The organism is Imperialibacter sp. EC-SDR9, from assembly GCF_902498805.1.
GTDB lineage: Bacteria > Bacteroidota > Bacteroidia > Cytophagales > Cyclobacteriaceae > Imperialibacter.
In genome coordinates, this window is record NZ_LR701583.1 from 171,829 (window position 1) to 185,783 (window position 13,955).

9 protein-coding genes are annotated in these 13,955 nt (G+C 47.5%); 3 read left to right on the forward strand and 6 right to left on the reverse strand.

Annotated features, from left to right (window positions below; translation table 11 throughout):
• The first annotated feature begins 87 nt into the window (after positions 1 to 87).
• On the forward strand, positions 88 to 1,347 hold the full coding sequence (locus GC130_RS12725) for an asparagine synthetase B (RefSeq protein WP_226940461.1): 1,260 nt from the start codon (positions 88 to 90) through the stop codon (positions 1,345 to 1,347).
• Positions 1,348 to 1,507: 160 nt separating this feature from the next.
• The gene (locus tag GC130_RS12730; protein WP_151998700.1) at positions 1,508 to 2,458 is read left to right on the forward strand and encodes a hypothetical protein; all 951 of its coding nucleotides are present in this window, start codon (positions 1,508 to 1,510) and stop codon (positions 2,456 to 2,458) included.
• Positions 2,459 to 2,582: 124 nt separating this feature from the next.
• On the opposite strand, the gene GC130_RS12735 is transcribed toward GC130_RS12730, so the two are convergent.
• The gene (locus GC130_RS12735; RefSeq protein WP_226940462.1) at positions 2,583 to 4,865 is read right to left on the reverse strand and encodes a patatin-like phospholipase family protein; all 2,283 of its coding nucleotides are present in this window, start codon (positions 4,863 to 4,865) and stop codon (positions 2,583 to 2,585) included.
• Positions 4,855 to 6,348, reverse strand: a complete 1,494-nt coding sequence (glpK, locus tag GC130_RS12740; RefSeq protein ID WP_151998710.1) for a glycerol kinase GlpK — start codon at positions 6,346 to 6,348, stop codon at positions 4,855 to 4,857. The genes GC130_RS12735 and glpK overlap by 11 nt, the downstream gene beginning before the upstream one ends.
• A gap of 80 nt (positions 6,349 to 6,428) precedes the next feature.
• On the opposite strand from glpK, the gene GC130_RS12745 reads away from it, so the two are divergent.
• Entirely contained in the window at positions 6,429 to 7,289 is an 861-nt protein-coding gene (locus GC130_RS12745; protein ID WP_151998701.1) for an alpha/beta hydrolase, read from the forward strand.
• A gap of 18 nt (positions 7,290 to 7,307) precedes the next feature.
• Here GC130_RS12745 and GC130_RS12750 read toward each other — a convergent pair whose 3' ends face one another.
• From GC130_RS12750 to GC130_RS12760, 4 genes are all read right to left on the reverse strand, one after another.
• A complete protein-coding gene (locus GC130_RS12750) occupies positions 7,308 to 7,694 on the reverse strand; it encodes a hypothetical protein (RefSeq protein WP_151998702.1) in 387 nt (128 codons plus the stop codon).
• Positions 7,695 to 7,714: 20 nt separating this feature from the next.
• Positions 7,715 to 7,885 (reverse strand): hypothetical protein, encoded by a 171-nt coding sequence (locus GC130_RS28600; protein WP_193217848.1) that lies wholly within the window; start codon positions 7,883 to 7,885, stop codon positions 7,715 to 7,717.
• Positions 7,886 to 8,213: 328 nt separating this feature from the next.
• The gene (locus tag GC130_RS12755) at positions 8,214 to 10,607 is read right to left on the reverse strand and encodes an FtsX-like permease family protein (RefSeq protein WP_151998703.1); all 2,394 of its coding nucleotides are present in this window, start codon (positions 10,605 to 10,607) and stop codon (positions 8,214 to 8,216) included.
• A gap of 434 nt (positions 10,608 to 11,041) precedes the next feature.
• Entirely contained in the window at positions 11,042 to 13,654 is a 2,613-nt protein-coding gene (locus GC130_RS12760; protein WP_151998704.1) for a M14 metallopeptidase family protein, read from the reverse strand.
• Between the last annotated feature and the right edge of the window lie 301 nt (positions 13,655 to 13,955).

Below are 13,955 nucleotides of genomic sequence, written 5' to 3' on the forward strand. Positions count from 1 at the left end.
ATTGTCAATGCAAACCGAAATGTGACGATTGGCGGCGAGCTTGCGAATTAATTCGTTATATTGAGTAACCACTAACCCTCGTTTCTCATGGGGACAGTAGTTCTACGGTTTCTTTGTTGCATCATGTTTCTGATTCCTGCTATTGGAAAATCAGCGTCTATACTCATACCCATGGATGCCCGCCAAAAGAACCACCTCAAGGCCTACGGCATCGCCTACCTGTCTCTCCAGAATGAAATACCTATCAACTGGCTGCTCAACTACCGGGGCGGCAGCTTTCTTTTTCCCTACAACCCGTTAGTGGAAAATGAGTGTAGCATCAGGGGCGTGTCGTTCGACGTGATCAGTGACGGCGAAACTGCCCTGCTGATGAAAGAAATTGAAAGCCCCAGGGTAAATATGAACTCGGTGAAAATGGAAAAGGAACCCCGAATCGCCGTTTACTCTCCAAAGAACGACATGGTGGAAGACAATACCGACGCTGTGATTACCGCCCTCGATTACGCAGAAATTCCCTACACCATCATTTACGACACGGAAGTCCTGTCCGACAGCCTGGTACATTTCGACTGGCTGCACCTGCATCATGAAGACTTTACCGGGCAATTTGGGCGGCATTTGAGAAGACAGTCTTCGCAGATTGAGGCGAAGATACAGGAAGCTACAGCGGCCTCTTTTGGGTACAGAAAAGTATCCGACATGAAGCTGGCGGTGGCCAAAAAGATTGAGGGCTTCACACTGACAGGTGGCTATCTTTTTGCCATGTGCTCCGGTGCCGAAACGTTCGACATCGCCCTGGCTGCTGAGGGTGTAGATATTGTAGAAAGCATGTACGATGGCGACGGTATGGATCCGCAGGCGCAGCAAAAGCTTGACTTCAGCAAGACTTTTGCCTTTACCGATTTCATACTCGACCCGCCCAATTCGAGAAGGTTTTCAAACATCAACACATCGGAAGGTCGGCGCTATTACTACGACGAAAGCTCGGGCTACTTTTCACTGTTCGATTTTTCTGCCAAGTGGGACATTGTGCCGTCCCTCCTCACCCAAAACCATACGGCCATTGTCAAGTCCTTCTTCGGACAAACCACTGCATTTTCGGCCTCCACCGTTAAGTCCGATGTGCTGATCCTTGGCGAAAACAGTGGCGATGGCGAGGTGCGCTACATCTACGGGGAAATGGGCTATGGCCACTGGACCTTCTACAGCGGCCACGACCCTGAGCGCTCTCCTGGTGGCTGGCGGGAGCAAACCAACCTCGACCTTTACCCCAACTCACCAGGTTACAGGCTTATTCTGAACAACGTGCTGTTTCCTTCGGCTCAAAAAAAGAAGCAGAAGACGTAATAGCATTCGGTTCTGACTCTAATTCCCCCGAATTCTTGCTTGGCTTTTCATCAACTGACTTAATTTTAACTATTTAGCAAAATCAAAAATTACTTTTCAACACTAAACTCTGAAGCTTCATTCTTATCCTAACAACTTAACCAAATACCTAAAGACCCTTATGATTAGATTCGTTGAGACTAATGACCATCTCCATGCCTATTTAGATGACAAATTAATTACTAGCCAGGGATATCTGAATTCGGACGGGACTACTTCAAATGACGATGACATTTTAATTAGTCTTGATGAACTTGGCGATGAATTAATTTCAAATTTACCGAACAAGCACGGCTTCTTCATGATGAAAGAGATTCTAAACACAAATTTTGTAGTAACAAGGATTGACCGAAAGGAAGAGCATATAGTCATAGAAATAACTGGAGATAAAGTCTCATTTCATCAAAGTATTTGGAATCCCAACACCTACATGAGAAGATTTTCTGAATGTAATACAGAGTTTCTTATAAAAGTACTAGACTATGATGACCTTGAAAGTCCGATCATCGTATTTCAATATCAAACAGAGTTCACTCAGGAAACCAAATTTAAGGAAGTCCTTGACCATACATTTATGGTTCTTGGTTCAACCATCAATCTTGTTGAATTAGAGCTAGTTGGTTTCAAGTGGAAAGAAGCTTATGAATCAGATGAGCTCCTTTTTTGTAAGGAGGTCCTTTCGCCTTTGTTTCGGAAGATGGGGCTAGATAATCTTGAGTTTACTCATGGGACAACAGAACATGGGAAAGACTATGTATTCTCCGAACAAACAAGATTTGGGACAATGAGTCATAGTGCAATTCAAGTGAAAACAGGAAACCTAGATGGAAAATCTACGGGCAAACTAAAGGAGATCATTGCCCAACTCGACGACGCATTTGTGATACCGTATCAACAACTCAATGATGAAGAACAAAAATATATTTCAACATTCTATGTGTTTGTAAGTGGCAAAATATCAAAACAAGCAATTGAAATAATAAGAAATAAAATAAGTCCAGCGCTAAAGGGTTCCGTTAAATTTCTAGACCAACCTCGTATTCTGCGCTTGGTTGAAAAGTATTGGAAATAGTTCGAAAAGCGATCTATCATCCAGAGTTATCAAGCAATTTTTCATGTATTTTTACCTCGTCAACCTACCAGGAAGGATGGCGTCATATTTTTCTTGTAGTTGTCCTTCTGCCAGAAAAAAACACCTATTCATTTTCCTCCAGCAATTCCTTCAACCTCATCAGCGCCTGCTGGTTGCTTACCAAATTGATATTGTCGATAATGTTCTTCTTCTCCCTCGTCGTCAGGTGCCAGTTGAGAGAAGCTCGTTCATTTTGCTTTCTTTCCAGCAGCACTTCAGTGGGCAAACCGCTCTCCCCTTCAAACATGGTGTTAGTGTTGTACTCCACCTCTATCTGATACAGGTTGCCTTTGAACCATTCGGTAGCAAACTCAATCCGGCTGTCGTTGTTAAGATCCTGGATATTGCCAAGGTTGTTATACACACTGCTGATAGGCGATGAAAACTTCTGCACGATAGACTCTGACGCCTTTTTCTCTATCTCAGCATTCTTCTGATGGTCTCTCACAGAAAAAATTACGACGCCAGAGGTGTTTTCCTCAATCCACTCCCGGAACACATAAACGAATCGCACGGCATCTGATATGCCATAGTTGTCGGAAATGCCAGCGTCCATGATTTCGAGCGGCGGATCGCTGGGCAACTCTATATTGGGAGTGATATAGGGAAAAGTAGCACTCATTCTCAACGCACTTAAAAACCGAAGCTCATCAGCATTTTGCTCTTTAAAAAAGCTTCTGAAATCTACCCCTCTCACCTTGGTAACCAGTTCCGCATTGGTGCTTGCAGCATTCGTGGTCATAAAGCCAACGTCTTGTGTGGAGATATAAAGCTTTCGTCCGTCATTCACTATCGTAGGAGCCATCAGCAGCAAGGGCACTTCTGCATTGCTTTCGGCCTCCTGATAGTCTTTTAGCTTCTTTTCCATGATCATGTCCGTATTCCGGTTGAGCTGGTTCTCAAAAGCGTAACCCCTGTCTTTGAGATAAACTTCTCCCTCGTACCTGAAATACTGGAACCTGATAAACATATCGTTCACAAGCAGGCTGAAAATCATGGGATTCAGGTTATCCATGGCGATTTTAGACAGGTACTGATCCTCCATTCGGTTCTCTATCTCACCACTCTTCTCCCGCAGAAAAAGCTCCCTATAGTAAGCCGCTCCCACAATGCCTCCTGAGGCACCGGTAATCATCATTGTGTTATCCAACAAAGTCCCATTCAAAAGGCTGTCCATCTGCTGCATCACCCGCATGGTCCAAAGCGCTGCCCGTTGCCCTCCTCCACTCACGCACAGGAACACCATCTTGGGCTTTCCTGTCGTTTTTTGCTTGGCCTTCCACTTCTCCAGCACCGGCAGCATCGATTCCACATCACGGTCGTACACTTCGGGCGTGTTACGGTCATTCAAAGTCTTGATAGAGTACTCTGCCCTGTTGCCTTTATAGTTGAGCCCGAAGGCGGGATTGAGGCTCCGAAAAACGTCCATTTTTACCAGGAAATTGAGCAGCAGAAATGCCGTAATACTGAAAATAAGCCCCCAGCTACGGAACCAGTAGCTAATGGCACCACTAAGCATAATGAAAATGGTGCCAAAGAGGATAGCGCTGGCAGCAGCCGGTATCTGGAAATAGGGATTGTCCATGAAGAAGCCCAGCAGCAAAACAACGACAATGATAAGAAGCTCAATCAGCACCAAATTGAAGTGGTTTTGATCAAACACTTTTAAGATGGCTTCCTTGTCATAGAAATCGTTGATATAGGCAGTCGGTCTTAGCCTGAATTTTTCGTCCCAGTAGAAGTCGACCCTGTTTTTACTCTCTCTTACTTCCTTCAGCTTATCCAACGCCCTTTTGCGGTTGACTTTCACCTTTTTCAGGCGTTTATCCACACTACCCGTCAGGTATTTGAAAATGTCTTTATTGGTCAACCTGAAATAGGTATACAGCACGGCAAGCATGCCCAGAAAACCAGCCAGATAGCCAAGGATTTTCCAGAACAGGTCGCCAGGCCCTCTGAATTCATTTTCCATTTGAAATTGAAAAATAAAAACCAGGTAAGCCACATTCACAATGATGGGCAACAGGCTGTTGTTGATAGAAAACTTGGTAAAAGGGCGCTCAAGCACACCCAGAAATGAATACTCATGGCCGTAAAGGATATAACAGGAAATGTTGAAGGCTGCGGTAAAGCCGCCCATACAAAAGCCGACTATAAAAAAGCTCCAAAAGTCCACTCTGTTCAGGTATTCCGGATCGAGAAATAAGTAAGGGATACCCAATATTCGCCCGAAGTTGCCAGTAAACACTGCCACCAGGCTCACCCAAAAGAATAGCATAAACAGGTTACGCCTGACGTGCATAACCAATAATTGTACAGGAAAGGAATAAATGAGTTTATTCCACATCTTTTAGCCAGCCCATGCTGCGTTTCACGGCGCTTTTCCACCCGTTGTACAGGCGTTTTCTATCACCCTCCTCCATCTCTGGAGTAAACACTCTATTGATCTCTCTGTTTTTCACAATTTCCTTTTGACTCCACAATCCTACTTCAATACCTGCCAGAAAAGCAGCGCCCATGGCGGTTGACTCAATAATACTTGGGCGCTCCACATTGGCTCCTAAAATATCCGCCTGAAACTGCATGAGAAAATTGTTAGCAGTAGCTCCACCGTCTACCTTAAGGGTTTTCAGGGACAAACCGGCATCTTTTTGCATCGCCTCCAGCACATCTTTGGTTTGGTAGGCCATCGACTCCAGCGTGGCTTTTACCAGATGACTCTTGCCTGTGTCTCGGGTGAGGCCGAAAATGGCACCCCTGGCATACATGTCCCAGTAAGGTGCACCCAGGCCGGCAAATGCTGGCACTACATACACCCCCTCCGAATCGCCAGCCTTCACAGCAAAGTACTCCGAATCCGGTGCCTCATCAATCAATTTAAGTCCATCCCGAAGCCACTGTACGGCTGCACCAGCAATGAAAATACTGCCTTCGAGCGCATAGGTCACCTTACCGTCAAGCCCCCAGGCTATCGTGCTCACCAGTCCTGAGTGAGACAGCTGCATCTTCGTGCCTGTGTTCATCAGCATGAAGCAACCGGTGCCATAAGTATTTTTGGCCATGCCCGGTTCAAAGCATGCTTGCCCAAACAAGGCGGCTTGCTGATCGCCGGCGATACCTGCTATCGGAATTTTGACGCCGTCCATTTCCAGGTCACCAAAGTGATGTGATGAGGGCTTCACCTCAGGCAGCAGCGACTCAGGCACCTTAAGTGCTTTCAGCAGCGTGCTGTCCCATTCCAGTTTCTTGATATTATAAAGCAAGGTTCTGGAAGCATTCGTGTAGTCTGTCACGTGTTTCTTTCCATTAGTCAGCTTCCACACCAGCCACGAGTCGATGGTACCAAAGGCCAGCTCACCCTTCTCTGCCCGCTTCCTGGCTCCTTCCACGTTGTCGAGGATCCATTGCACTTTTGTACCGGAGAAATAGGCATCTACCACCAGTCCCGTATTCTCCCTGATGTATTGCTCGTGACCATCGGCTTTCAGCTTTTCGCAAATCTCCGCCGTTCGCCGGTCCTGCCACACAATGGCATTAAAAATTGGCTGACCGGTCTTTCTATCCCATACCACGGTGGTTTCCCTTTGGTTGGTGATGCCAATGGCGGCAATCTGCGACGGGGCTACCTTGTGGTCGGCAAGTGCCTTTTTGAACACTTCCCATTGTGTAGCCCAAATCTCGTCGGGGTCGTGCTCGACCCAGCCTGGTTTGGGAAATATTTGTCTGAATTCTTTCTGAGCGCTGCCGAGAATGCTCCCATCAGCATTGAAGATGATCGCACGTGAACTTGTGGTGCCCTGGTCGAGGGCTACGATATACTTTCCTTGCATCATTCGGGTGTATTAGGGTAAACTTTTGCATCAAAGTAATAAAAAAAAGATCGTCAGACGTATCTTCACGGCAGTTATAAATGGCTAAATACAGAAGTGGCTGCATGACAGAGGAATCTTACGACATAATTTCCAGGGACGGACTCAATCTAAAGGGTCGCTCCTGGTTGCCTGACATGGAGCCATCAGCTTTGATCTGCCTTGTGCACGGGCATGGGGAACACATAGGCAGGTATCAGCACGTTGCCGAATTTTTCACTCAACAGGGCATGGCTGTGTTTGGCATGGATCTTCGTGGTCATGGACATTCCGACGGCAAAAAAGGCCATACTCCCTCCTACGACCTGCTATTGGAAGATGTCGAAGACTTGATGAAATCCGCCAGGGTGGAGTTCATAGAAACACCCATGTTTCTCTACGGACATAGCATGGGTGGCAACATGGTCGTGAACTTTCTAACATCAAAAAAGACGCTCGAACTACACGGAGCTATTCTGTCCTCACCTTTTCTGAGGCTGGCAATGTCGCCTCCGGCGATCCTATTGAAGTTGGCGAAAATCATGCGAAATATCTGGCCTTCCTTCAGTGCGTCCAGTGGGCTCGACCCCAACGGAATCTCATCGATAGCAGCAGAAGTTGAGAAATACAAAAGCGACCCCCTCATACATAGCCGGATTACTTCTCAGCTTTCTTTGAGCTTAATAGAAGCAGGGGAAAAGGCCATTGGAAAGGCTGGCGAACTCAATATTCCCGTGCTGGCATTTCACGGCGGTCAGGACAAAATCACCAGCATGGAAGCTACGAAGGAGTTTGCTTCAAAGGCTCCGGGCTACGTCACATTTCAGGAGTGGAAAACCTCTAAACACGAAACACACTATGATGTAGACCGGGAAAAGGTGCTTCACCTGGTGGCAGGCTGGATCAAACAGCAACTTCCTTAATCAACCCAAAAGGTTCTGTTAACCAGCGAACGCAAGGAACCCTTCTTTGAGTTCAGTCTCTGGTAATGTGGTTACATTTTTCAGGAGGTAATCAACCACCCCCTTTTTAAAGCCCATCTTTTTGGCTACCTCGTACATAAACGTTTGCTCCTCAGGCTCAACAACTCCGTCGGCCACGACAACCCTGCCGCAACTCAACATCAGCTCCATTTTCTGCGTCAAATTCAGCATTTCGAGTGAACCTGTTGGTGTTGGGTTGTTGATCATTCGGGCAACCTCGGCATTCTTCGCACCACGGCTGGAAGCAAACTTCATCAGGTAAGCTTTTTCACTCAAGTCAAATTTATTATCAGAAAGAGCGAGTTCAATCAGCAGACTGATCTGCTTTCTTAGTACGTAATCCATACAGCCAAAAAATGATTTATTTAAAGATAGGTAAAAAAATCAAAATGAAGGGAAGATGGTATTTGGCTGCAATGGGTGGTGTTGACTTTATGTTTTATCAACGCTAACCCCGACTCGACGGTCATTGCGATGGAGCCAGCTCCAGGCTCTCTATGCCACCACTCTTTGAGCGACTGAAGCAATCTGTTCATTCCAAAGCAATATTCTAACAGACAGATGGCCACATCACCCGACCATTCCTGACACAATTAATATACAGAGCAGTGATTCGCAATGACCGGCAGGGGGTGTTGAGTGCTTCGTAGTTGGTTCTCTCACTCCTAAACCTTAACCTGACGTCATTGCGACGGAGCAGACCAATGCCCAATCTATGTTACTAATCACCGAGCGACTGAAGCAATCTGTTGACTACGGAGCCGTGTTCTAACAGACAGATTGCTTCGTCTCCGTGTGATTTAGACACAAAATGAGAATTATCAAAGGCTTCTCGCAAAGACGGCAGGTGGTGGTCATCTTTCGTTACTCCGTTCTCAGTGTATCCACAGGATTAATTTTTGCCGCAGCCAGCGCTTTGAACGTGACCGAGAAAAGAGCAATCACCAGGCTGAGCACAATGGCTACCAGGTATACCAAAGGCTGCACCTCCACCCTGTACTCAAAACCGTCCAGCCACTCTGAGGTATAGTGGAAAGCAATGGGCGCTGCTGCGACAAATGCAACCACCACCAGCACGACGAACTCTCTTGAAATGATATAAAAAATATTGAACAAACCTGCTCCTAACACTTTCCTGATGCCGATCTCCTTCATACGCTGGTTAGTGACAAATGAAACCAGCCCATACAACCCAAGGCAACCGATAAAAATGGCGATACCGGTAAAAACGCCTATCACCTTTGCCAGCCGTTGCTCAGCCTCATAAAAACTCCTGATTGTTTCATCCAGAAATTGATACTTGAAGGGCTCGTTAGGAAACATATCATTCCAGATTGCCTCTATGTTGGCCAGCGACTCTTTTGCTTGCGACATATTGAGCTTAATCCCAACCTCCACAAAAGACTCCGGGTTAGCGGAGATGTAGCCAGCTTTGATAGGCTCCCTCAGCCCATTGGTGTGATAGTTTTCTACTACGCCCACAATAGGCACACCGGATTCACCTGATAATATTTTTGCATTCAAAGCCTCTTCAGGGCTGGCAAACCCCATTTCTTCGATCATCTTCCGGTTAGCGACAATTTCGGTAACGGTATCATCTCTAAGAAAGCCCCGTCCTGCCAGAAAGGTGAGCTGGTACATATCGATATAATCTTTATCGCCGAATTTCAGCTCTGCAGAATATGGTGTGTCCTCCGATGAACCCTCGAAAGAATAGGTACTCACCCAGCGACTTCTCGAGCTGGGGCTGGCGTTCTGCAACGTCACCATTTCCACCCCACTAACGTTCTGTACAGCACCTTTAAAGGCTGCACCTTTACCTTGTTTTCCATTTGGAAACTGAATATTGATAACGCCTTCTTTGGCAAAGCCCAGGTCCTTGTTGATGAAGTAATCCATCTGAGAAAAAATCACAAAAAGGCCGATGATCAGCACCTGCGAGATCAAAAACTGGAACACGACAAGTATTTTTCGTAACAAGCTCCCTTTGCCTGCTTTCCCGGTCAACCCGCTTCTGATGACTTGCGAAGGGCGAAACCTTGCCATGACCAATGAAGGATACAGACCTGAAATCAACACTACTGCCACAAGCAGAAGCGCCAGAAAACCGAGCGCCATAGGATCGTTAAACAAACTAAAGTGAAACGGAAACCCGATAAGGTCTTCTACATACGGCTTCAACAGATAAGCCAGTGGAATTGACAGCGCAAGAGAAATGAGCGCCAGCAAAGTAGTCTCGCCAAGAAACTGCCCTATCAGGTTACCCGAAGAGCTGCCGAGCACCTTCCTGATGCCTACTTCTTTGCCTCTTTTCATCGCATTGGCTGTGGCCAGGTTGATAAAATTGATACAGGCAGTAAGCAGTAAAAAGGCCCCCAGCACCATCATGCCGGTGATGGTAGTGCCGGAAATCGTCCTTGAGTTGTAGTTGCTAAAATGATTATCGAAATGCACCTGGCTCAAAGGCTGGAGCTCGAAATTGAAGAACCTGGCAAAGAAAGAACCTGCATTTTTGGCTATCAGGGTATCGATCTGCGACTGAAACCCTGTGGTATCTGCCTGCTCTGCCAGCATGAAATACGTGTTCATGGAATTATCGAGTCTATTCCATGAGCTGAAATCTATCTGGTCTTTGAGTGTTTCGGGTGACACCACAATGGTAAAGGGAAAATCCGTATTCGCCGGAAAGTCTTTCAGAATTCCCGCCACCGAAAGCGTGAAGTCGTTGTCCATTCTCAGCGTTTGGCCTACAGCTTCTAATGGATCGCTGATGGCGAAAAACTTTTTAGCAATCGTCTCCGAAAGAAACACCTTGTCGGGCAGGTTGAGGTCATTTACATCCCCTGAGAGCACCTCAAAGCTGAACATCTTAAAAAAGGAAGGTCCCAAAAGTGCCACTCCTTCAGCCTCAGTAAACTCCCGCTTTTGCCCATCGGCTTCTATCACAAAGTTACCCGCCCGCCGATAGTAGGTGCAGGCGCTTTCTTCCACACCTGGCACTTCGGCTTCGAGCGCCTCCCCCAGCGGCCCGGGTGTAGCTGTTAAAAAAGAAAAGCCACCCTTTTGGCTGGTTTGACTATTGATCCTGTAAATCCTATCGAGGTTGACATGAAACTTCTCATAGCTCATTTCCTGCTTCACCACCAGAAAAATTATGATAGCCGACATGATGCCGAGCGTCAGGCCCAGAATATTGATGAAAGTAAAGGCTTTGTCCTTTTTGAAAACCCGGAAGGCGGTGCGTAAAAAAGTGGTCATTGGCAGTTCGATTAGTTGCTTCCAAGGTACGACACCAAAAAACCGACTAATGTTAATGACCGGTTAAAAAGGGTTAAAGAGTGTTAAAAGCGAACGCTGAAAGTAAAAATCCCCGGGCTGTGGATTTACCCACGACCCGGGGATCATTGTTAATTGACTAACGACTTAATGGTATTTACATTCTTCAGCAGTTGTTGCGATCTTTTTATCCCGAAGCCCAATCCCGTTGGAAACCTCCAACCACCACCTGATCGTCACTTCGAAGCGCAACGCAGTGGAGCGAGAAGTCCCCGGGAAAGAAGAACAATCTCATCCCGCCAGCATTTTAAGTTCGGGAGACTTCTCAGTCGTGCCTCCATCGAAGTGACGAAACGATTTACATTTATTTCCAAGTGACGTTAGGCGGTAGGCAAACGAACTGCATACATCACACCCTACTCCATCGTGCCTTCATAAATAGCATTGAAGATCAGCTTGTAAGTAGCCCTGGGCTGGCCTCTGAACTGCGGACGGAAAGCAAACAGCACTATGCTGCCGCTGCCATACCCAGCTTTGATCACCGCTGCTTTGGAACCAATGTACTTGTCCTGCCCCATGGCCCAGCCGCTCATCAGCAGCTTGTCTTTGGCGTAAGTTGCCACTATTTCAATCGGGGGCTCAGGTGCTTCCTTCACAGTCGGCTCCTTCCCTCCTTCGCCTTCGTTCTCCTTCACCACCCTGCTGTAAGCACGACTCTGGTTGAACGACGCAGCCACTTCTGCCTGCACACCGTAAGCCAGGCTGTGGTTGGTATCTACATTGGTCCTGATGAGCGACCCCGGGATAAAGAAGGTGTTGGGCGACAAACCGTTGGTGGTGCTTCGCAACGACAGCCCAAACTGGTCGACAGCAAAATCGCTGGCCTCGTCGAAGGTGATCAGCTGACCACCATTGGCCACATAGTTTTTGATGGCCGCCAGTCCGTCGATGCCCATACCTCCTGTGTACTCTGGTGGCATAAAACCAAACGAATAACCGTTGAGGATACCATCAGGGCGTTGATCAGGAATGATGATGGCATCGTACTGCGAAAGGTCTTTGGTGCGCACATCGTTGTCGTGCAGTGTATCCAGTGGGAAGCCGTAGTCCTGCAGCAACCAGCGGGTCCAGCCTTCGTCCATATTGGCCTGCCATGTCTTGTACAAACCAACCTTCGGCAGTTTGATGGCTTTCATCGTGCCCGCAGGCTTGGCGGCAAGACCAGCGAAGTCTACTCCATATGTTTTCGAGGCTTCTGAAACATTGGCATCGGTGGAGCCGCCTTTTTCAACAACAAAAGTACCAGCAGCCATGTCGCCCTGCTTCGCAGCCAGGCGGCTTACCTTCTCGCCCTTGGCCAAAAGGAAGTTAACGGCCTTGATGGCAGAGTTTTCATTGGTGGTGAGGCTATAACCATAGCCCGACTTGCCTGATACTTTACCAGCTGTGACAGGCTCTCTTGTTTTAATTTCCTCAGTACTGGCAGTGAATTTCTCCATCACCTTGTCGACCGTCACGCCCATTTGCATAGGCAATGTCCAGCCAGCGAGGTCATAAGGAGGAATTGGAGGGCCTCCCGGGCTGATTCTAAGATCAGGATAGCTTTGCTTCTCCATCAAATCGACCAGGTAAGGGCGGAACGCCTGTGCCGAATAAGCAATATATGTGCCGGCGGCATATTCTTTTCCTTTCACCATAAACGACTTGGTGGCCTTGTGCATTTCCACGCCACCCTGGCGCAAAATATTCACCAGGTTGCGGGCCTCCCCTTTATCGAACTGCTCAGCAGGGATCACGTAGGCAAAGCTATTTTCTAAAAGTTTAGCTTCGATGGCGTCTTTGCCCATGCTGTAGATATTGTACAGGTAGTGTTCCTTGCGGTCGGCGGCCAGGTCAAGCACGGCCAGTGAGCCTGTGATCATATAGTCCACGGCGTCTCTGAAATGCGACTCGCCACCCTTCCATGGGTCAGAATAGAAAATGTGCGTGCCGTCGGTAGGCTTGGAGCCACCCAGGCCACGGATATACTTGGGAATAGAATCGGGATCGTAGAAACGGGGTGTTGGCGTGGCATGCCCTGTTTCTGTCAGAATGCCAATCATATTATGGAAATAGGGCACAGTACGCATCCCGCCGTTCCACCACATGCTGAAAGTGTGGTTGGAGATCACGCCAGGCTTTCTTTCCAGCGCAAATCGGTTGGCCATGGCTGTGCCTACCAAATTGGTGCCCGTGGTAGCGCCGGGGTGAATATTGGGGTTAACTGGGTTATCAAAAGGAGGAAGGAAAATCCTCGCCCACCCTGGTGAGGTCTGGTGTTGGTTGTACACAATCTGCGGATACCACTCGTTGTACAGCACTTCGTTCACATGGTAGCTCTCCGGCATGTTGTTCATGAACCAGTCACGGTTGTTATCGTGACCGATAAAGTGGTGGTAGAGCCACGGCGGGTTTGTAGTTTCCCATGGCGTGCCCAGGTTCTTTTTGTACCAGCTTTCTACGATGTTCAGTCCGTCGGGGTTCATACTGGGCATCAAGATGAAGATGACCTCGTCCCGGATTTTCTTCATCTCCGAAGTCTCTTCAGTAGCCACCCTGTAGGCCAGCTCCGGCGTCATTTGCGCACCGGCACGCTCAGTGGCATGCAGACCACCATCTATCCAGATGACAGCCTTGCCTTCTTCGCTGTACTTGCGGGCGGTGGCTTCATCTACCCTGACCCTGGCCAGGTCTTCGCTTATTTTTCGGTATTTCTCAAGGTTTTTGATATTGTCTTCACTCGAAATAAACACCACCACCATCGGTTTGCCGAGCGTGGTTTTGCCAATCTCTTTCATCAGCACCCTGTCGGAAGCTGCATCCAGCTTCTGGAAGTAATCCATCTGCTGCTGGTGATTGAACAGTTTGTAGTCGGCACCCACCTGGAAGCCGAAATGTGACTCCGGTGTAGGAACTTGAGCAAATGTTGTGTTGACCATCATCAGGCAGAAAGCTGATAGCAGGGCCAGGAATCCTCTTTTTAGATACATAAGATTATCAAGTAGTTAACGAATAATTGCTGTTTATCTGGTGCCTGAAATAAGAGTCTGCAGGTTTCATATCCAAAGAATGGAGGGAGAATTGGAACAGCGGAGGATATGGCGAATTTTGTCGGTAATTTGTTTTGTGGGCGGGTTGGAGTTAGAGGCAACAATTACATCATCCAGGGCAATCGCATTTAAACCTTGAGTAATTCTTCTCTGAAAGCAGGGTTGAATGCAGCTCTGTTTCTTTTCTGGGTTCTAGGTAATTTGATTTGACAATCTTCGAGTAAGGATAGCGCTACTTTGG

Bases quoted from the DNA above. Each gene is read 5' to 3' on its own strand.
- GC130_RS12730 (WP_151998700.1), top strand. From the start codon at position 1,508: ATGATTAGATTCGTTGAGACTAATGACCATCTCCATGCCTATTTAGAT.
- GC130_RS12760 (WP_151998704.1), bottom strand. From the start codon at position 13,654: ATGTATCTAAAAAGAGGATTCCTGGCCCTGCTATCAGCTTTCTGCCTG.
- GC130_RS12750 (WP_151998702.1), bottom strand. From the start codon at position 7,694: ATGGATTACGTACTAAGAAAGCAGATCAGTCTGCTGATTGAACTCGCT.
- glpK (WP_151998710.1), bottom strand. From the start codon at position 6,348: ATGCAAGGAAAGTATATCGTAGCCCTCGACCAGGGCACCACAAGTTCA.
- GC130_RS28600 (WP_193217848.1), bottom strand. From the start codon at position 7,885: ATGAACAGATTGCTTCAGTCGCTCAAAGAGTGGTGGCATAGAGAGCCT.
- GC130_RS12735 (WP_226940462.1), bottom strand. From the start codon at position 4,865: ATGTGGAATAAACTCATTTATTCCTTTCCTGTACAATTATTGGTTATG.
- GC130_RS12725 (WP_226940461.1), top strand. From the start codon at position 88: ATGGGGACAGTAGTTCTACGGTTTCTTTGTTGCATCATGTTTCTGATT.
- GC130_RS12755 (WP_151998703.1), bottom strand. From the start codon at position 10,607: ATGACCACTTTTTTACGCACCGCCTTCCGGGTTTTCAAAAAGGACAAA.
- GC130_RS12745 (WP_151998701.1), top strand. From the start codon at position 6,429: ATGGCTAAATACAGAAGTGGCTGCATGACAGAGGAATCTTACGACATA.